At 62.5% G+C, this 18847-nt stretch carries 14 protein-coding genes; 10 read left to right on the forward strand and 4 right to left on the reverse strand.

Annotation, left to right across the window (positions count from 1 at the left end; genetic code table 11):
* Positions 1–65 precede the first annotated feature (65 nt).
* The gene (locus tag B8P98_RS11255; protein WP_025712001.1) at positions 66–746 is read left to right on the forward strand and encodes a gamma-glutamylcyclotransferase; all 681 of its coding nucleotides are present in this window, start codon (positions 66–68) and stop codon (positions 744–746) included.
* A 217-nt stretch (positions 747–963) separates the two neighbouring features.
* On the opposite strand, the gene B8P98_RS11260 is transcribed toward B8P98_RS11255, so the two are convergent.
* Positions 964–1206, reverse strand: a complete 243-nt coding sequence (locus B8P98_RS11260) for a DUF1883 domain-containing protein (RefSeq protein WP_002910387.1) — start codon at positions 1204–1206, stop codon at positions 964–966.
* A 237-nt stretch (positions 1207–1443) separates the two neighbouring features.
* The gene (locus tag B8P98_RS11265) at positions 1444–1797 is read right to left on the reverse strand and encodes a DsrE/DsrF/TusD sulfur relay family protein (RefSeq protein WP_004184593.1); all 354 of its coding nucleotides are present in this window, start codon (positions 1795–1797) and stop codon (positions 1444–1446) included.
* Between the two features lie 67 nt (positions 1798–1864).
* On the opposite strand from B8P98_RS11265, the gene nasR reads away from it, so the two are divergent.
* From nasR to B8P98_RS11300, 7 genes are all read left to right on the forward strand, one after another.
* Complete coding sequence (gene nasR / locus B8P98_RS11270; RefSeq protein ID WP_004214922.1) at positions 1865–3046, forward strand: nitrate regulatory protein NasR; 1182 nt, start codon at positions 1865–1867, stop codon at positions 3044–3046.
* Between the two features lie 242 nt (positions 3047–3288).
* Positions 3289–4545, forward strand: coding sequence for a CmpA/NrtA family ABC transporter substrate-binding protein (locus tag B8P98_RS11275; protein WP_095033632.1), 1257 nt, complete (start codon positions 3289–3291; stop codon positions 4543–4545).
* A gap of 1 nt (position 4546) precedes the next feature.
* A complete protein-coding gene (gene ntrB, locus B8P98_RS11280) occupies positions 4547–5431 on the forward strand; it encodes a nitrate ABC transporter permease (RefSeq protein ID WP_004152255.1) in 885 nt (294 codons plus the stop codon).
* Positions 5432–5440: 9 nt separating this feature from the next.
* Positions 5441–6229: an ABC transporter ATP-binding protein gene (locus B8P98_RS11285; protein ID WP_004145418.1), complete on the forward strand. Its 789-nt coding sequence runs from the start codon at positions 5441–5443 to the stop codon at positions 6227–6229.
* Positions 6230–6239: 10 nt separating this feature from the next.
* Complete coding sequence (gene nirB / locus B8P98_RS11290; RefSeq protein WP_095033012.1) at positions 6240–10307, forward strand: nitrite reductase large subunit NirB; 4068 nt, start codon at positions 6240–6242, stop codon at positions 10305–10307.
* Entirely contained in the window at positions 10307–12907 is a 2601-nt protein-coding gene (locus B8P98_RS11295) for a nitrate reductase (RefSeq protein ID WP_080896698.1), read from the forward strand. The genes nirB and B8P98_RS11295 overlap by 1 nt, the downstream gene beginning before the upstream one ends.
* 151 nt (positions 12908–13058) lie before the next feature.
* Positions 13059–14441 (forward strand): YchO/YchP family invasin, encoded by a 1383-nt coding sequence (locus B8P98_RS11300; RefSeq protein ID WP_025712007.1) that lies wholly within the window; start codon positions 13059–13061, stop codon positions 14439–14441.
* Here B8P98_RS11300 and narL read toward each other — a convergent pair.
* Positions 14438–15088 carry a two-component system response regulator NarL gene (narL, locus tag B8P98_RS11305; protein ID WP_002910198.1) on the reverse strand — a complete coding sequence of 217 codons (651 nt, stop codon included), beginning with the start codon at positions 15086–15088 and terminating at the stop codon, positions 14438–14440. The genes B8P98_RS11300 and narL overlap by 4 nt on opposite strands.
* A gap of 10 nt (positions 15089–15098) precedes the next feature.
* Positions 15099–16877, reverse strand: coding sequence for a nitrate/nitrite two-component system sensor histidine kinase NarX (narX, locus tag B8P98_RS11310; protein WP_004175566.1), 1779 nt, complete (start codon positions 16875–16877; stop codon positions 15099–15101).
* Positions 16878–17189: 312 nt separating this feature from the next.
* Here narX and B8P98_RS11315 point away from each other — a divergent pair, with 312 nt between their 5' ends.
* Together B8P98_RS11315 and B8P98_RS30855 are read left to right on the forward strand one after the other, a co-directional pair.
* Positions 17190–18578 carry a NarK family nitrate/nitrite MFS transporter gene (locus B8P98_RS11315; protein ID WP_025712008.1) on the forward strand — a complete coding sequence of 463 codons (1389 nt, stop codon included), beginning with the start codon at positions 17190–17192 and terminating at the stop codon, positions 18576–18578.
* Between the two features lie 125 nt (positions 18579–18703).
* Positions 18704–18805: a hypothetical protein gene (locus tag B8P98_RS30855; RefSeq protein WP_032409060.1), complete on the forward strand. Its 102-nt coding sequence runs from the start codon at positions 18704–18706 to the stop codon at positions 18803–18805.
* Positions 18806–18847: the final 42 nt, after the last annotated feature.

The raw sequence follows: 18847 nt of genomic DNA on the forward strand, positions 1-18847 counted from the left end.
TCAGCAATATTGACGGATGCATGAGACGAACGCCGGGAAGCGGGCAGTGGCGGAGGTAGTAAACAGTGTTAACTCGTGATTTCTTAATGAATGCGGATTGTAAGACAGCGTTTGGCGCTATTGAGGAATCGCTACTCTGGTCGGCAGAACAACGTGCAGCCTCGCTGGCGGCGACGCTGGCCTGCCGCCCGGATGATGGCTCAGTATGGATCTTTGGCTACGGTTCGCTTATCTGGAACCCGGCGCTCAATTATCGCGAGTCCTGCACCGGCACGCTGCCGGGCTGGCACCGTGCGTTTTGCCTGCGGTTGACCGCCGGGCGCGGTAGTGCCTGCCAGCCGGGACGCATGCTGGCTCTCAAAGAGGGCGGCCGAACCACCGGCGTCGCCTATCGTCTGCCTGACGACACGCTGGAGGAGGAGCTGACCCTGCTGTGGAAGCGGGAGATGATCACCGGCTGCTATCTGCCCACCTGGTGCAAGCTGGAGCTGGACGACGGACGGACGGTGAATGCCCTGGTGTTTATTATGGATCCGCGCCATCCACTGTTTGAACCGGATACCAGTGCCCAGGTTATCGCCCCGCTGATCGCCCGGGCCAGCGGGCCGCTCGGCACCAACGCCCAGTATCTGTTTTCGCTTGAGCAGGCGCTGCGCAAGCTGGGCATGCACGATGCCAGTCTCGATGACCTGGTGGCCAGCGTCCGCGCGCTGTTGGGCGAGAGTCCGACGGCGGGCCTGGCCTGAGCGCGCGCAAAAGAAAACGCCCGGCATGACCGGGCGTCCGATTGCTGACCAGTAAGGAAAAAGCGTGGTTTTTCCTTACTGGTGGTTATCAGCCGAAAATCAATAAATTGATTTTCCTTGTTATTTTTCTGGTGCAATCTGCAAGTACAATGATTGCATGAGGTTTGTCATGAATCTCACGCCCGGCATGACCGGGCGTGTGTTCTGGCAGTGACGGTCAGGCCGGCACGTAGCTGATGGAGTGCTCCAGCGACTGGCTGTGACTGTCGATAAGCACGTTCCAGGTGCCGCTGTAGGGCACCGTCAGATAGGCGCTGTCCCGATCCTGCACGCTCAGAATATCCGCATGACTGTCGCCCGGGACCTTCGCGCTCATCAGATGAATATGGCAGCGCTCTGAGCACCGCACCACCAGCGTGTCACCACCAAATAACGTCAAACTTGCTTTAACCATCGCCATTTTATACCCCGTTTCTGTCCCGCTACAGCATCCTGCCCACCCAGTCCTCGCGTGATATTGTTCACACTTTGCTCTGTGCATCACACCAAACGGCGCGGGTCGGGATGCTGATTTTGATCAAAAAAAGGGATAAAGATTAAACAAAAATGACGTTGTTCCTGAAAGCATTCAGCTAACGTTTTTTTTACCTCCGCAGGCTGCGAAACCTGATATTTCCTGCCGTTTGGCGCCCCAGATTCAGAAGGTCAGCACTTTATCTGCCGCCAGGGTCCACTGGGCCAGCTCAACGAGAGTGCCAACCTCCACGCCGTCAACCAGCGGCAGTACGCTGACCCCGCGGCCGTCCGCGCAGGTTTTACACAGCTTCACGGGAACCTGCTGGGCGGTGAGGATCTCCAGCATCTGCTGCACATTATACCCTTCTGCTGGCTTCTGCCCGCGCAGCCCGGCGGTGACGGCGTCGGACATCAGAAACAGCTTGAGATCGAGGTCGGACTGCTGCTCGCGCAGGGCAATGGCCAGGCGCAGGCTGTTGAACAGGGATTCGCTGCCGTAGGCGGCGCCGTTGGCGATGATCACAATACGTTGCATACAAACTCCTTCTTAAAGGCACGGTTATTGCTTTAGGCAGTATAAAGCGTTAACCCGGAGGAGGGGTATGAATAATACGACTGGTCATGCGCACGATGCGACGGCCTGGCTGCAGCTGGCGCGTCGCCTGCAAAAGCAACAGCTTCAGCAGCTTAGCCAACTGGGGGAACTGGCCAGCCAGCTCAGCGCGCTGGTGCATATGCTGCAGTGTGAGCGCGGGGCGTCAAATATCTATCTTTGCTCGGGCGGCTTGCTGTATACAGCGGAGTGTCGGGCGGGAGGGGCGCTGGTTGACGAGCGGCTAGCCCTGTTTTATGCCAGCCTCGAACGGGCGCGCGCGGTAGCCGGCAGCGCGCTGTGCTGGCGTATCGCCAGAGCGGTTGACGAGCTGGCGCAGCTCCCGGCGCTACGCGCGCAGATCGGCCGCCGGCAAATTGCCGCTGAAGCCGCGACGGAGCAGTTCAGCCGCGTCATCCGCCATCTGCTGAACATCGCCCCGCAGCTCAATGACAGCATTGACGATCCGCCGGTGGCTGGTCGGATGGTCGCCCTGTACAGCTTTATGCAGGGAAAAGAGCTGGTGGGCCAGGAGCGCGCGCTGGGAGCATTGGGCTTTACCCGCGGCGAGTTCAGCGACAGCCTGCGCCAGCAGCTGGTGGACCGTATTGACGGTCAGCAGCCCTGCTTCGACAGCTTTCAGGCGCTGGGCAGCCCGGCGACCGTCCAGTTGTTCAGAACCCAGTGCCACGCCGGTCTGGATATTGAACAGCTGCGGCGGATCGCCTGTACCCGCCAGCCGGCTGCCGACGGCGGGGAAACGGCGCTGCGCTGGTTTGGCCTGCAAACCCAACGGCTTGAGCAACTGCGCGAAGTGGAAGAGCAACTGATCGACGATCTGCTGGATGCCACCGACGCGCTGTTAGCAGACGACGCGCCTGGCTGGCAGGCCGGAGAGGAAGACGATAGCGTGACGCCACGGCTCGATAAACAGCTACTGCCGCTGGTGCGCCAGCAGGCCTATGAGCTGCAGCAGCTCTCCAGCCAGCTGGCCTCGCTGAAAGACGCGCTCGAAGAGCGCAAGCTGATCGAAAAAGCGAAAAGTCTGCTGATGACGCACCAGGGAATGCAGGAGGAGCAGGCCTGGCAGACGCTGCGCAAGATGGCCATGGACAAAAATCAGCGCATGGTTGAGATAGCCCGCGCGCTGCTGATGGTGAAGGCGATTTGGCCGCTAACACCAAAGGAGTAGATGCACAATCGATGGGCATTCTTTGCCTGCCGGCGGTGCACTTTTAGGTGAAAAACCGGCCAGCGTTGAGAAAAAGCCCGCCAGCGCGCTATTGCCAAAGCTGGCATCCCGTTTGCATTACTTATTAAGTGAATAAAAGTCCGGGCAACGAACCAATGGCGGTTCGGGTGTCCGTGGATAAAGGCGTCCTGCAGTGCGTATGCACTGTCGGGCGCTTTTTTTTTGCGCATGGTGGAGCGGATATGGGCGACAAATTTTCAATTTCCCGGCGGCGCTTGCTGCAGGCAGGGGCCGCGCTGGGCGGCGCGATGCTGCTGCCGGGCGTGATGCAGGCCGCCTGGGCCGGCGGCTCGGACAAACCGGAGCAAACCCGCGTGCGGGTCGGATTTATTCCGCTGACCGATTGCGCGCCGCTGGCCATCGCCGCGGCGAAGGGGTTTGACCAAAAATATGGCATCACCCTGGTGGCGAGTAAGGAAGCCAGCTGGGCGGCGGTGCGCGACAAGCTGGTGGCCGGCGAGCTCGACGCGGCGCATATTCTCTATGGCCTGCTGTACGGCCTCGAACTGGGGATCGCCAGCAAGCCGCAGGCGATGGCCAATTTGATGACCCTCAACCGCAATGGCCAGGCGATTACCCTCTCCAGCGAGCTGCAGGAGAAAGGGGTGACCGACCTCGGCGGGCTGAAGCGGCTGATCGACCGCAGCGCGCCGGGCAGTTACACCTTCGCCCATACCTTTCCTACCGGCACCCATGCCATGTGGCTTTACTACTGGCTGGCGAGCGCCGGCATCGATCCCTTCAACGATGTGCGCACCGTCGTGGTGCCGCCGCCGCAGATGGTGATGAACATGCGCATCGGCAATATGAGCGGCTTTTGTGTCGGCGAGCCGTGGAACGCCCGCGCTATTAACGACCGTATCGGCTTCACCGCGGCCACTACCCAGGATATCTGGCCCGAGCATCCGGAAAAGGTGCTGGGCACCCGTCGCGACTGGGTGGAACGCAACCCGAACACCGCCCGCGCGCTGGTGGCGGCCCTGATGGAGGCGCAGCGCTGGATCGCCGCCTCGCCGGAGAACACCCGGGAGACGGCCCGCCTGCTCGCCAGACGCGGCTGGCTCAATACCAAGGAGCAATACCTCACCGGCCGGATGCTGGGAGAGTATGACAACGGCCTTGGCCGCCGCTGGCAGGATGCCCATCCGATGCGCTTCTGGGCCGGGGGCGAGGTGAGTTTCCCGTGGCTGTCGGACGGGATGTGGTTCCTCACCCAGTTCCGCCGCTGGGGGTTGCTGAAGCAGGCTCCGGATTACCTCGCGGTGGCGTCGCGCATTAACCGCATCGATGTCTGGCAGGCTGCCGCCCAGGCGGTCGGCGGGATCAGCACCCCGGCAGCCGCGATGCGCAGCAGCACACTAATGGACGGGACGGTCTGGAACGGGTCCGACCCGGAAGGCTACGCCCGCCATTTCTCTATTCAACGTAAGGGGGCATGAGATGAAGCAGGCACAACGTAAGCAACCGGTCGTCAGCGTGGACAACGCGCCTGGCGAAGTGATTATCCTGCCGCCGGTGCAGGTCCGGCGCACCACGCCGACCGTCACGCGCTGGCTGCGTGAGCTCACCCAGCGCCTGCTGCCCCCGCTGTTGGGGCTGGGTGTGCTGCTGCTGGCCTGGCAGCTGGCGGCGATGCATAGCAAAGGCTTTCCCACGCCGCTGAGCACGCTGGACTCGGCGCTGACCCTGTTTGCCGATCCGTTCTATCAGGACGGGCCCAATGACATGGGCATCGGCTGGAACGTGCTGGCCTCCCTGCAGCGCGTGGCGGTGGGCTTCGGCCTGGCGGCGCTGGCGGGCATTCCGCTGGGGTTTTTGATCGGCCGTTCGCTGTTCTTCGCCCGCATGTTTAATCCGCTGATTGCTCTGCTGCGCCCGGTCAGCCCGCTGGCCTGGCTGCCGATTGGCCTGCTGCTGTTCCAGAAGGCGGAGCCGGCTTCCAGCTGGACCATTTTTATCTGCTCCATCTGGCCGATGGTGATCAACACCGCGGAGGGTGTGCGGCGGATCCCGCAGGACTATCTCAACGTCGCCCGCGTCCTCCAGCTCTCGGAGTGGACGGTGATGCGCAAAATCCTCTTTCCGGCGGTGCTGCCGGCGGTGCTTACCGGCGTGCGCCTCTCCATCGGCATCGCCTGGCTGGTGATCGTGGCGGCGGAAATGCTTACCGGCGGGCTGGGGATCGGCTTCTGGATCTGGAACGAGTGGAACAACCTCAATGTGGAAAACATCATCATCGCCATCGTCATTATCGGCGTCGTCGGCCTGCTGCTGGAGCAGGGCCTGATGCTGCTCGCTCGCCGCTTTAGCTGGCAGGAAAAATAAGGAGCCAACATGAAACCATTAATTCAGGTGCAGGCCGTCAGCCAACGCTTCAACACCGCCAGCGGCGAGTTCCTGGCGCTGCAGAATGTCTCCTTCGATATCGTCGAAGGGGAGACCATTAGCCTGATCGGCCACTCGGGTTGCGGAAAATCGACCCTGCTAAACCTGATCGCCGGGATCACCACCCCTACCGAGGGCGGACTACTGTGTGATAACCGGGAAATCGCCGGTCCCGGGCCGGAGCGGGCGGTGGTTTTCCAGAACCACTCGCTGCTGCCGTGGCTGAGCTGTTTCGACAATGTGGCGCTGGCGGTGGATCAGGTGTTCCGTCGCACCATGAGCAAGAGTGAGCGCCGGGAGTGGATCGAACACAACCTGGCGCGCGTACAGATGGGTCATGCGCTGCACAAACGTCCCGGGGAGATCTCCGGCGGCATGAAGCAGCGGGTGGGTATCGCCCGGGCGCTGGCGATGAAGCCGAAAGTGCTGCTGCTTGATGAGCCCTTCGGCGCCCTGGATGCGCTGACCCGCGCCCACCTCCAGGACACGGTGATGCATATCCAGCAGGAGCTCAATACCACCATCGTCATGATCACCCACGACGTTGATGAAGCGGTGCTGCTCTCGGATCGGGTGCTGATGATGACCAACGGTCCGGCGGCGACGGTCGGCGAGATCCTCGCGGTCGATCTGCCGCGTCCGCGCCACCGCGTTCAGCTGGCGGACGACAGCCGGTATCACCATCTGCGCCAGCAGATCCTCCATTTCCTGTATGAAAAACAGCCGAAAGCGGCGTAAGGAGGCGGTCATGACGCGGCGACTGGTGGTGATCGGTAACGGCATGGCGGCCACCCGGCTGGTGCAGCGGCTGGTTGAGCGCGACCCCGCGCGGTTTGCCATTACCGTCGTCGGCGACGAGCCGCACCCGGCCTATAACCGCATTCAGCTCTCGCCGCTGCTGGCAGGTGAAAAAACGGCGGCGCAGATCCCGTTGCTGCCGGCGGAGTGGTACACCCGGCACGGGGTGTGCCTGCGGTCTGGCGAGGCGGTCGATGAAGTCGATATTCAGCAACGGCGGCTGCGCATCGCGGAAACCTGGCTGCCGTGGGATGAGCTGGTGTTCGCCACCGGTTCGCGGCCCTTTATCCCGCCGCTGCCGGGCAGTGATCGTCCGCAGGTTATGCCCTTCCGCACTCTGGCGGACGTGGAACGTATTCTGGCGATACCCGGCCCGGCGGTGGTGATTGGCGGCGGGGTGCTGGGGGTGGAAGCGGCGGCGGCGCTGCGTCGTCACGGCGGAGAGGTCACTCTTCTGCATCGCGGCAGCGGATTAATGGCGCCGCTGACCGACGCTTTTGCCGCCGATGAGCTCAGGCAGCAACTTGAAGCACGCGGCATCCGCTGCGTGCTGGAATGCCGGATCGCCGCCATCGAAGAGGATGGCGTGCGGCTGGCGGACGGGCGCGCTTTCCGTGCCGCCAGAGTGGTGCTGGCCACCGGCGTGCAGCCTAACAGCCGTCTGGCGGCGCAGAGCGGCGTGCTGTGTCAGCGGGGGATCGTGGTTGACCGCCAGATGGCCGCCTCGCTGCCGGGGATCAGCGCCGTCGGGGAATGTTGCGAAATTGACGGCCAGACCTGGGGGCTGGTGGCTCCCTGCCTGCGCCAGGCCGAGGTACTGGCGGATCGCCTGTGCGGCGCCCCCGGCGAGGGCTTTGTCTGGCAGGACGCCGGGACCCGCCTGAAGGTTACCGGCATTGAACTCTTTAGCGCTGGCGAGCAGCAGGCCGGCGAACAGGATGACATCTATACCAGCTGGGACCCCATCGATCGCCACTACCGTCGCCTTCTGCTGCGCGACGGCCGCCTGCGCGGCGTGCTGCTGATGGGCGACTGCACCGCCGCCGCCGCGCTCACCGCGCGCCTGGAAAGCGACGAGCCCGCCACCGCGGACTGGCTTTTTGACCCCTCTTCAACGCAGCCGCAGGCTGCAGGAATGATGACAATGACGAAACCTGTATTAGTGCTGGTGGGACATGGCATGGTCGGCCACCATTTTCTCGAACAATGCGTGAGCCGCAATCTGCATCAGCAATATCGAATCGTGGTGTTTGGCGAAGAGCGTTACCCCGCCTACGACCGGGTACATCTTTCCGAATATTTCGCCGGGCGCAGCGCTCAATCGCTGTCGCTGGTGGCCGATGATTTCTTTCACCAGCACGGCATCGAACTCCGCCTCGGCGAGGCGGTGGCGACGATCGACCGCGACGCGCGGCTGGTGCGAGATGCCGAGGGACATGAAACCCACTGGGATAAACTGGTGCTGGCGACCGGCTCCTATCCCTTTGTTCCGCCGATCCCTGGCAACGATCTCGACGGGTGCTTTGTCTACCGCACTCTTGACGATCTCGACCGTATCGCCGCCCATGCCGCCGCGGCGAAGACCGGAGTGGTTATCGGCGGCGGCCTGCTCGGGCTGGAGGCGGCTAACGCCCTGAAACAGCTGGGGCTGGACACGCACGTAGTGGAGTTTGCCCCGAACCTGATGGCCGTCCAGCTGGATAACGGCGGGGCGGCGATGCTGCGGGAGAAGATCGTCGCCCTCGGCGTGGGGGTGCATACCAGCAAAGCGACCACCGCCATCGTGCGCGAGGCCGACGGCCTGCGGCTGAACTTTGCCGACGGCGGCGCGCTGCGGACCGACATGGTGGTCTTCTCGGCGGGGATCCGTCCGCAGGACGCGCTGGCCCGCGGTTGCATGCTGCAGGTGGGCGAACGCGGGGGCATTCACATCGACGGCCAGTGCCGCACCTCTGACCCGGACGTGCTGGCGATAGGCGAATGCGCCCTGTGGGACAATAAAATTTACGGTCTGGTGGCGCCGGGCTATCAGATGGCGCGTATCGCCGCGGCCACCCTCGCGGGAGAAGACGCCTGCTTTAGCGGCGCCGACATGAGCACCAAACTGAAGCTGCTGGGGGTGGACGTCGCCTCATTTGGCGATGCGCAGGGGCGCACGCCGGGCTGCCAGAGCTATCAATGGACCGACGGTCCGCAGCAGGTGTACAAAAAAATCGTCGTCAGTCAGGACGGCAAAACCCTGCTTGGCGGCGTGCTGGTGGGGGAGGCCAGCGACTATGCCACGCTGCTGCAGATGATGCTGAACGGCATGGCGCTGCCGCCGCGTCCGGAGAGCCTGATCCTGCCCGCGCTGGAGGGCGCCGCGCCGAAGGCGCTCGGCGTCGCGGCGCTGCCCGACAGCGCGCCGATCTGCTCCTGCCATAATGTCAGCAAAGGCGATATCTGCCAGGCGGTGAACAATGGGGCGGGGGATATGGCGGCGATAAAAAGCTGCACCAGAGCGGCCACCGGCTGCGGCGGCTGCAGCGCGCTGGTGAAACAGGTGATGGAGTACCAGCTGGCGGAGCAGGGCGTCGAAGTGAAAAAAGACGTCTGCGAGCATTTCCCGTGGTCGCGCCAGGAGATTTACCACCTGGTACGGGTCAATCATATCCATACCTTCGAGCAGCTGATTAGCCGCTACGGCCAGGGACACGGCTGTGATGTCTGCAAACCGCTGGTGGCCTCGGTGCTGGCTTCCTGCTGGAACGAGTACCTGCTGAAGCCGGCGCACCTGCCGCTGCAGGATACCAACGACCGCTATTTCGCCAACATTCAGAAGGACGGAACCTATTCGGTGGTGCCGCGGATGGCGGCAGGGGAAGTGACGCCGGACGGGCTGATCGCTATCGGGCAGATCGCCAAACGTTACCAGCTCTACAGCAAAGTGACCGGCGGCCAGCGTATCGATCTGTTTGGCGCGCGGCTGGAACAGCTGCCGGCTATCTGGCGCGAGCTGGCCGACGCCGGGTTTGAAACCGGCCACGCCTACGGCAAGTCGCTGCGCACGGTGAAATCCTGCGTCGGCTCAACCTGGTGTCGCTACGGCGTGCAGGACTCCACCGGGCTCGCGGTACGGCTCGAGCATCGCTATAAAGGGCTACGCGCCCCGCACAAAATCAAGATGGCGGTCTCCGGCTGCACCCGCGAATGCGCTGAAGCCCAGGGGAAAGATATCGGGGTGATTGCCACCGACAAAGGCTGGAATCTGTACGTCTGCGGCAACGGCGGGATGAAACCGCGTCACGCCGACCTGTTTGCCAGCGATCTCGACGAAGCGACGCTGATCCGCAGCATCGATCGTCTGCTGATGTTCTATATCCGTACCGCCGATCGCCTGCAGCGGACCAGCACCTGGATGGATAACCTGGAGGGCGGCGTCGCCTATCTGCGGCAGGTGGTGCTGGAGGATAGTCTCGGCATTGGCGAGGAGCTGGAGCAGGAGATGGCCCGGATCGTCGACAGCTACCAGTGCGAGTGGCAGACCACCCTCAACGATCCGCAGCGTCTGGCGCTGTTCCGCTCCTTCGTTAATAGCGACCAGCCGGACGAGGCGGTGCAGCGCCACGAGCTGCGTGGTCAGCCGCAGCTGTTACAGACTGAGACGTTGCCCGAGGGCGAACTCCCATCCCGGCCGTGGCAGGCGGTATGCGACCTTGACGCCATCCCGGCGCAGGCGGGGATCGGCGCCCGCTTAGGGGAGCGGCAGATTGCCCTGTTCCGCTTTGGCGATCGGGTCTACGCCCTCGACAACCGCGAGCCGGGCAGCGCGGCCAACGTGCTGTCACGCGGGCTGTTAGGGGACGTCGGCGGCGAGCCGGTGGTGATTTCCCCGCTGTACAAACAGCGGATTCGCCTGCGCGACGGCTGGCCGTGCGACGGCAGTGAACAGGCGGTACGCGCCTGGCCGGTGAAAGTGGAAAACGGCAAAGTGTGGGTGGGCAGCCAGCAGCTGCTGGCCCGAGCGGAGGCCTCCTGATGCAGACCATCCGAACGACCTGCCCCTACTGCGGCGTAGGCTGCGGGGTGCTGGCGAGCGTGGACGACGCGGGGCAGGTGAGCGTGCGCGGCGACGATCAGCACCCGGCCAACCTCGGCCGCCTGTGCGTCAAAGGGGCGGCCCTTGGGGAGACCACGGGCCTGGCGGGGCGGCTGCTGGCGCCGGAGGTGGACGGCCAGCAGGTAGCCTGGTCTCAGGCGCTGGCGGAGACCGCTGCGCGCCTGCAACAGGTTATCGACCAGCACGGCCCGCAGGCGGTGGCCTTTTACGCCTCCGGCCAGCTGTTAACCGAGGATTACTATGCCGCCAACAAGCTGATGAAGGGATTTATCGGCGCGGCGAACATCGACACCAATTCGCGGCTGTGTATGTCGTCGGCGGTGACCGGCTACAAGCGGGCCTTTGGCGCCGATGTGGTGCCCTGTAGCTATGAGGATGTGGAAAACAGCGATCTGGTGGTGCTGGTCGGCTCGAACGCCGCCTGGGCGCATCCGGTGCTGTTCCAGCGGCTGGCGCAGGCGAAGCGGGATAATCCCCGATTGCGGATCGTGGTGATCGACCCCCGGCGCACCGCTACCTGCGAGATCGCCGACCGCCATCTGGCGCTGGCCCCAGGAAGCGACGGCGGGTTGTTTGCGGGGCTGCTTAACGCCCTGGCTGAGGCAGGAGCCTGCGTCGATGGCTTTCGCGACGGCCCGCAGGCGCTGGCCGCCGCCCGCGGCTGGGACGTGGCGAGGGTGGCGGCCTTTTGCGGTCTGCCTGCCGATGAGGTGGCGGGATTCTATCGCGAGTTCATCGCCGCCCCGCGGGCGATCACCCTCTACACCATGGGAATCAATCAATCCGCCAGCGGCAGCGACAAATGTAACGCCATCATCAACGTCCATCTGGCCAGCGGGAAGTATGGCCGCCGCGGATGCGGCCCCTTTTCGCTGACCGGTCAACCCAACGCCATGGGCGGCCGCGAAGTCGGCGGGCTGGCGACGATGCTGGCGGCGCACATGGATTTTGTGCCAGACGATCTGCAGCGGCTGGCCCGCTTCTGGGGGACGGAACGGCTGGCGCAGACCCCCGGGCTGACCGCCGTGGAGCTGTTTGCCGCCATTGGCCGCGGCGAGGTCAAAGCGGTCTGGATCATGGGTACCAACCCGGTGGTGTCGCTCCCTGACAGCCACGCGGTGAGCCAGGCGCTGGCCGCCTGTCCGCTGGTGATCGTCTCGGATGTCGCCGCCCAGACCGATACCGGACGTTTCGCCCACATCCGCTTTCCAGCGCTGGCCTGGGGCGAGAAGAATGGCACGGTCACCAACTCGGAGCGGCGGATCTCCCGTCAGCGCAGCTTTCTGCCGCCGCCGGGGGAGGCGAAAGCGGACTGGTGGATCATCGCCAGAGTGGGCCAGGCTCTGGGGTATCGCGAGGCGTTTGCCTGGCAGCATCCGCATGACGTCTTCCGCGAGCATGCGGCGCTGTCCGGTTTCGAAAACGACGGCCAGCGGGCGTTTGATATCGGCGCGCTGGCGGATCTCAGCCGTGAGGCGTGGGACACCATGCCGCCGGTGCGCTGGCCGGTCAGCCGCAGCGAGGTCGCCTGGGATATCACGCGCGGCTGGCATGGCGATGGCAGGCTGCGGATGGTGCCGGTGACGCCTCAACCGACCCGGGCGACAACCGATGCCTTTTATCCGCTGATCCTCAACAGCGGGCGGATCCGCGATCAGTGGCACACCATGACCCGTACCGGCGCGGTGCCGCGGCTGATGCAGCATATCGCTGAGCCAATGGTGGAGGTGGCGCCGCAGGATGCCGTTCGCTATCAGCTTCCCGCTGACGGGCTGGCGCGGATCTGGTCGCGGCATGGGGTGATGGTGGCGAAAGTGGCGATCAGCGAAGGGCAGCGCCCCGGCTCGCTGTTTGTTCCGATGCACTGGAACAACCAGTTTGCCCGTCAGGGGCGGGTAAATAACCTGCTGGCCGCCGTCACGGACCCGTATTCCGGCCAGCCGGAAAGTAAACAGGCGGCGGTGGCCATCGCCGCCTGGCAACCGGCCTGGCACAGCGAGCTTTTTTGCCGCGAACCGTTACCATTTCCTGCGGCCTGGCACTGGCGGCGGCGGGCGGCGCCAGGCGTGCTGCACTACTCGCTGGCCGGGGAGGCATCTGCCCGACAGTGGCTCAGCGCGTGGTGCGCCCGGCGCGGCTGGCAGTTACAGGTGGCTGACGGCGGCGCGGTGTGGAACCTGCTGGCCTGGCATCAGGGAAGGCTGATGCTCGGCTGGTGGAGCGATGCGCGCGAGCCGGCGGTTGATTGCGCATGGATAAGCGCTGCCTTTGCCGCGCCGCCGTCCGATGCCGTCCAGCGACATGCCTTGCTTAGCGGCCGACCGGGCGCCGCCGTCGCGCCGCGGGGGCGGATCGTCTGCAGCTGCTTTGGGGTGGGGGAATGGTCAATTAACGAGGCCATCGCCAGCGGCTGCGCCAGCGTCGGGGCGCTGGGTGGGAAGCTGAAATGCGGGACCAACTGCGGCTCTTGCGTGCCGGAGCTCAACGCGCTGCTGGCGGCGCAACGAACCCGGGCGTAACGGTGGCGCGCAGCGACGCCTCCGGTTGGGCGGCACCTTACCCAACCGGTTTCAGCTTATTCCTGGAATTGCCCACAGGGCTGCGGGAGCAGGGAAAAAACGATAAACTAACACTTCTATCCATTTTTGTGAGCTTGCGCAAACTCTGTTAATGCCTGTGTCGTTCCGTTTGTTGCCAACGTTGACCTTTCTCCTGCTGTTGCCGGGCGTTCCCGTCTGGGCGCTGACCGCCAGCGACACCACCCGCCCTGCGCAAGCGCAAGATCCGCTGCCCGATATGGGGATTGCTCCCCAGGTTGATGACGACGCCCGGCACTTTGCCGAAGTGGCGAAGAAGTTTGGCGAGGCCAGCATGAGCGACAATGGTCTGACGGCGGGTGAACAGGCGCAGCTGTTTGCCATCAGTAAAATCGGCAATGAAGTGAGTCATCAGCTGGAGAGTTGGCTCTCGCCGTGGGGCAACGCCAATGTCGACCTGCTGGTCGATAAAGAGGGTAAGTTCACCGGCAGTAAAGGGAGCTGGTTCGTACCGTTGCAGGATAATGACCGCTACCTGACGTGGAACCAGTACTCGGTGACCCAACGCGAGAACGATCTGGTAGGCAACATCGGGCTTGGCCAGCGTTGGCGGGTCGGCGGCTGGCTGCTGGGCTATAACTCGTTTTACGACAAAGTACTGAGCGAAAGCCTGGCGCGTGGCAGTGTTGGCGCCGAGGCATGGGGAGAATATCTCCGCTTGTCGGCAAACTACTACCATCCGCTGGGCGACTGGCAACTGCGCGAGAATCAGACTCAGGAGCAGCGGATGGCTACGGGATATGATGTCACCGCCCAGGCGCGGCTGCCGTTCTATCAGCACATTAATACCAGCGTCAGCGTTGAACAGTATTTCGGCGACAGCGTCGATCTGTTTCATACCGGCACCGGCTACCACAACCCGGTGGCCGTCTCCGTCGGACTCAATTACACCCCGGTCCCCCTGGTCACCGTGACCGCCAAGCATAAACAGGGGGAAAATGGCGTCAGTCAGAACAATGTTGGCCTGAAGCTTAACTACCGCTTTGGCGTACCCCTTAAGCAGCAGCTGGCGGCAGACGAGGTGGCGATCAGCAACTCGCTGCGCGGGAGCCGCTTCGATAGTCCGGAGCGGGATAATCTGCCGGTGGTGGAGTATCGTCAGCGCAAAAATCTGACGGTCTATCTGGCCACGCCGCCCTGGGATCTGCAGTCCGGGGAGACGGTGCAGTTGAAGCTGCAGATCCATAGTCTGCATGGCATCAAGGCGCTGCACTGGCAGGGAGACACCCAGGCCCTCAGCCTGACGCCGCCGGTAGATGCCAGCAGCCCCGATGGCTGGAGCATCATTATGCCGATGTGGAACAGTGAACCGGGCGCCGCGAACCGCTGGCGCCTGTCGGTGGTGGTGGAGGATAAACAGGGGCAGCGCGTCTCCTCCAATGAGATCGCCCTGGCGCTGACCGAGCCGCTGGTCAAGTTTACCACGCCAGGCGTCTCCTGGACGGACTCGCCTTAGAAGATTCGCTCCTGGTGGACCCATACCGCCGCTTCCACGCGGGATTTGAGCTTCATTTTCTTCAGCATGTGCTTTACGTGTACTTTGACGGTGCTTTCGGTGATATCCAGGCGACGGGCGATCATTTTGTTCGGCAGTCCCTGGGCTATCAGCTTGAGAATGTCGCGCTCGCGCGGGGTCAGCTGGCTGATGTCCCGATCGGAGGTGGCGCGGTTGGCGCGCAGGCTGGCGGCCAGCACCGGCGTTAATGCTTCGCTTAATACCATCTCTCCGGCGGCCGCCTGCTGCAGCGCTTTCAGCAGATCTTCCGGTTCCATGTCCTTCAACAAATAGCCATCGGCGCCGCGCTTCAGGGCGGTGACAACGTCCTCTTCATGGTTGGAGACGCTGAAGACCACTACCCGGCCAGAAAGGGATTTCTCACGCAGCTTATCCAGCGTCTCCAGACCGTTCATGCCCGGCATATTAAGGTCCAGCAGGATCAGGTCAGGATCCAGCGACTCGGCCAGCTCGATACCTTGCGCGCCATTGCTGGCCTCGCCAATCACCTGGATGTCCGGCGCCATGCTGATCAACTGTTTCACGCCGGTGCGCAGCATCGGATGGTCGTCAATGAGAAGGATAGTTGCCCGTTCCTGTTGACTCATGAGGGTCTCCTTATTGGATGGAAAACGTTTTTTCCGGGATAAACGTGACGATCACTTCGGTTCCACCGGTTTCCCGGCGTCGTACCTGACAGTCACCGCGCAAGCTCTGGGCGCGATCCCGCATAATAATTAAACCGTAATGGTTACTCCGTTCGGCGTGGTCCGGTACGCCGCGGCCGTTATCCGCTACCACCAGACGAACCTGATTATCGCGTTGTGACACCGTCACGGTTACTTCGGTTGCGCTGGCATGCTTCAGAGCGTTGCTCAACGCTTCGCGAGCGATCTGCAGCAGGTGGATCGCCTGATGCGAGGGCACAAAGCGCGGCGGGAGCTGGTAATCAAGCTGCACCGTAAAGCCGAAGTGGGCGCTGTACTCCTGACAGCTGGCCTCCAGCGCCGGGCGCAGCCCCGGCTCGGTCAACTGCAGGCGGAAGGTGGTTAACAGCTCCCGCAGCTGGGCCCACGAGGTATTCAGTTCGTTACGGATCTGCCCCAGCAGCTGGCGGCTTTCCGTCGGCAAGGCGTCGCCTTGCATCTGCAGACAGCTAACCTGCATCTTCATACAGGATAGCGACTGGGCGATGGAGTCGTGCAGCTCGCGGGCGATAGTGGCCCGTTCTTCCATGACGATCAGCTGCTGCTGCTTCTCCTGATGGCGGTCCAGCGCCAGGGTGCTGGTCAGCTGTTCCACCAGGGTATCCACCAGCTGCTGCTGATCGTGGCTGAGATGGCGGCCAACCGGCAGCGTCGCCAGCAGGATGCCGTACTGACTATGCGCATCTGACAGCCGCCACTTCAGCGTTGTTCCGCCATCCGGCAGCGGCGGCAGATTGCGTGGACAGAGGTAGCAGCCTTTATCATCACAGTCATCATCCGAGTGGCAGGTAAACTCCTGGTGATTATCTTCGTCTTCCAGGTCGTAAACCCGTACCTCGATATCGCGCAGCAGCGTCAGCCCCTGCAGGCCATTCAGTACCGGCGAAATACGTTCGCAGAGCGGGGCGCTGGAGTGCAGCCGGCGGTTGGCCTGCCATAAGAAAGCGAGGATCTCGTTCTTCTGCTCCAGTCCGGCAGTCTTCTCCTGCACCCGCCGCTCGAGCACGGCATAGCTTTCCGCCAGCTCTTCCGACATGTTATTCAGCGCCATGCCCAGGGTCGCCATTTCGTTGCGGCCGCTGATGTGCGCCCGCTGGGTGAAATCACGCTGGCTCACCGCGCGCGCCATGCTCAGCAGCTGTTTCCACGGCCGCAGCAGGCGGGCGCGTAGCCAGATGATAGTGAAGATCAGCAGCAGCGCCATACCAATGGCGAGGATGCGATGGATCCAGACCACCCGTTCGATACGCTGCTCGGTGGTGTGGTCGAATGCGGTGACCAACTGGTCGATACGATCGACAAAGTCGGCGACATCCTGGGCCACTTCCGCCTGATTGACTGCGCGCTGCATGCCGGGGGCCAGCGCCAGCTGCCAGTACTGCTGCAGGGCTTTAAGCTGGATTTCCTGGCCGTCGCGGCGGGCGGAATTTTGCAGCTCCGGGCTGAAGACGGTGGCGGTCATGTCCGCCACCAGTTTTTGATCGTTTTCATTCAGCGGGATCGCCGCCAGCAGCCGGTAGCTTTGCATACGCAATGAACCGGCCTTGTTAATGGCGTGCGCGCTGCCCTGCACGCCGTTCACCAGGCGCGCGGAGATCGCCATGCCGGCGACGCCAATAATCGTGGCGAGCAGCACGATTAACGCCAGTTGATTGACCAGCGTCAGCGGGGTAAAAAGACGTTTTAACATGGAATGCGTGGCTCCTGAACCGGGGATCTCTCCGGGAGTGGCGCTTATTCTCGGCTATCCCCTGGAGTATACCCATACCCCTAAAGAGTTACTCCTTAATTGTCGGTGGTAGGTGGCGTTGGGGGAGGGGTTATACGGAACCCGGCAGTCGCGTGAAAAACCACACTTTTTTCCCCACCATTCTCTACTCACTTCGGAGCATGGTTTATTTTTGCACAAATTAGTGCGCGCTTTTCCTTTGATTTATATCAACTTACCGCCCCGGGCAACCCCTAAGGTAGCGGCAGGAAATATGAATAATCAGAGGTATCTATGAGTCAATCTTCCCTCCCGGAGAAGGCTAATCGCTCGGTCATTACCGACTGGCGGCCTGAAGATCCTGAATTCTGGCAACAGCGCGGCCACCGTGTGGCGAGCCGTAATTTATGGATCTCCGTTCCCTGTCTGTTACTGGCGTTCTGCGTGTGGATGTTGTTTAGCGCGGTTGCCGTCAACCTCAACAAAGTGGGCTTTCAGTTTACGACCGATCAGCTGTTTATGCTGACCGCGCTGCCGGCGCTGTCTGGCGCCCTGTTGCGTGTACCTTACGCCTTTATGGTGCCGCTGTTCGGCGGCCGTCGCTGGACGGCGTTCAGCACCGGGATCATGATTGTGCCTTGTGTATGGTTGGGCTTTGCGGTTCAGGATACCTCCACGCCGTTTAGCGTTTTCGTGATTATCTCTCTGCTGTGCGGTTTCGCCGGCGCCAACTTCGCCTCCAGTATGGCCAACATCAGCTTCTTCTTCCCGAAAGCGAAGCAGGGCGGAGCGCTCGGCGTCAACGGCGGTCTCGGTAATATGGGCGTCAGCGTGATGCAGCTGGTCGCGCCGCTGGTGGTGTCGGTTTCGGTGTTTGCCATTTTTGGCGGGACCGGCAGCGAACAGCCGGACGGCTCGATGCTGTATCTGGAAAACGCCGCGTGGATCTGGGTACCTTTCCTGGTTATTTTCACCCTGGCGGCGTGGTTCTTTATGAACGACCTGTCGGCTTCTAAAGCGTCGCTGAGCGAACAGCTGCCGGTCCTCAAACGCCTGCATCTGTGGATCATGGCGCTGCTCTATCTGGCTACCTTCGGTTCCTTTATCGGCTTTTCCGCCGGTTTCGCCATGCTGTCGAAAACCCAGTTCCCGGATGTGCAGATCCTGCATTATGCCTTCTTCGGCCCGTTTATTGGCGCGCTGGCGCGTTCGATGGGCGGGGCGATCTCCGACCGTCTCGGCGGGACCCGCGTAACGCTGGTCAACTTCGTGGTGATGGCTGTCTTCTGTGCGCTGCTGTTCCTGACCCTGCCGACCAACGGCCAGGGCGGCAACTTTATCGCCTTCTTTGCGGTGTTTATGGTGCTGTTCCTGACCGCCGGGCTGGGCAGCGCCTCCACTTTCCAGATGATCTCCGTGATCTTCCGTAAGCTGACCATGGACCGCGTGAAGGCCCAGGGCGGCAGCGAAGCCCAGGCGATGCGCGAGGCGGCGACCGATACCGCGGCGGCACTGGGCTTTATCTCCGCCATTGGCGCTATCGGCGGCTTCTTTATTCCGAAAGCGTTCGGTATCTCGCTGGATCTGACCGGCTCGCCGGCCGGGGCGATGAAAGTGTTCCTCGTGTTCTATATTGCCTGCGTGGTGATCACCTGGGCGGTATACGGTCGTAAGCGTCAGTAATCGGCCGCGGTAACGTTGGCGTATAAAAAGGCGCGCTCCCCACGGAGGCGCCTTTTTTAACCGCTTAATTAGTTACAACATACTATTGGAGAAAATTGTCCGCATCGACCGCTGAGCCAGAACAGGTGGGCTTGCCAGTGAAATGGCTCTACCCCTTAATACCTCCGTTGTTAACAAATCCCGGTGAGGCGCCGCTTTTTGAGGTGAAAATCATTAAAAAACAATAAGTTAAAAAATAACATCTTATACCACCTTGGTGGTAATCGAGG

Origin of the sequence: Klebsiella quasivariicola (assembly GCF_002269255.1) — a bacterium.
GTDB lineage: Bacteria > Pseudomonadota > Gammaproteobacteria > Enterobacterales > Enterobacteriaceae > Klebsiella > Klebsiella quasivariicola.

What these genes read in the sequence shown, in the direction of transcription:
- ntrB (WP_004152255.1), top strand. Translation starts at nt 4,547, where the DNA reads ATGAAGCAGGCACAACGTAAGCAACCGGTCGTCAGCGTGGACAACGCG.
- B8P98_RS11295 (WP_080896698.1), top strand. Translation starts at nt 10,307, where the DNA reads ATGCAGACCATCCGAACGACCTGCCCCTACTGCGGCGTAGGCTGCGGG.
- B8P98_RS11265 (WP_004184593.1), bottom strand. Translation starts at nt 1,797, where the DNA reads ATGCAACGTATTGTGATCATCGCCAACGGCGCCGCCTACGGCAGCGAA.
- narL (WP_002910198.1), bottom strand. Translation starts at nt 15,088, where the DNA reads ATGAGTCAACAGGAACGGGCAACTATCCTTCTCATTGACGACCATCCG.
- nasR (WP_004214922.1), top strand. Translation starts at nt 1,865, where the DNA reads ATGAATAATACGACTGGTCATGCGCACGATGCGACGGCCTGGCTGCAG.
- B8P98_RS11275 (WP_095033632.1), top strand. Translation starts at nt 3,289, where the DNA reads ATGGGCGACAAATTTTCAATTTCCCGGCGGCGCTTGCTGCAGGCAGGG.
- B8P98_RS11260 (WP_002910387.1), bottom strand. Translation starts at nt 1,206, where the DNA reads ATGGCGATGGTTAAAGCAAGTTTGACGTTATTTGGTGGTGACACGCTG.
- B8P98_RS11315 (WP_025712008.1), top strand. Translation starts at nt 17,190, where the DNA reads ATGAGTCAATCTTCCCTCCCGGAGAAGGCTAATCGCTCGGTCATTACC.
- narX (WP_004175566.1), bottom strand. Translation starts at nt 16,877, where the DNA reads ATGTTAAAACGTCTTTTTACCCCGCTGACGCTGGTCAATCAACTGGCG.
- nirB (WP_095033012.1), top strand. Translation starts at nt 6,240, where the DNA reads ATGACGCGGCGACTGGTGGTGATCGGTAACGGCATGGCGGCCACCCGG.
- B8P98_RS11285 (WP_004145418.1), top strand. Translation starts at nt 5,441, where the DNA reads ATGAAACCATTAATTCAGGTGCAGGCCGTCAGCCAACGCTTCAACACC.
- B8P98_RS11300 (WP_025712007.1), top strand. Translation starts at nt 13,059, where the DNA reads ATGCCTGTGTCGTTCCGTTTGTTGCCAACGTTGACCTTTCTCCTGCTG.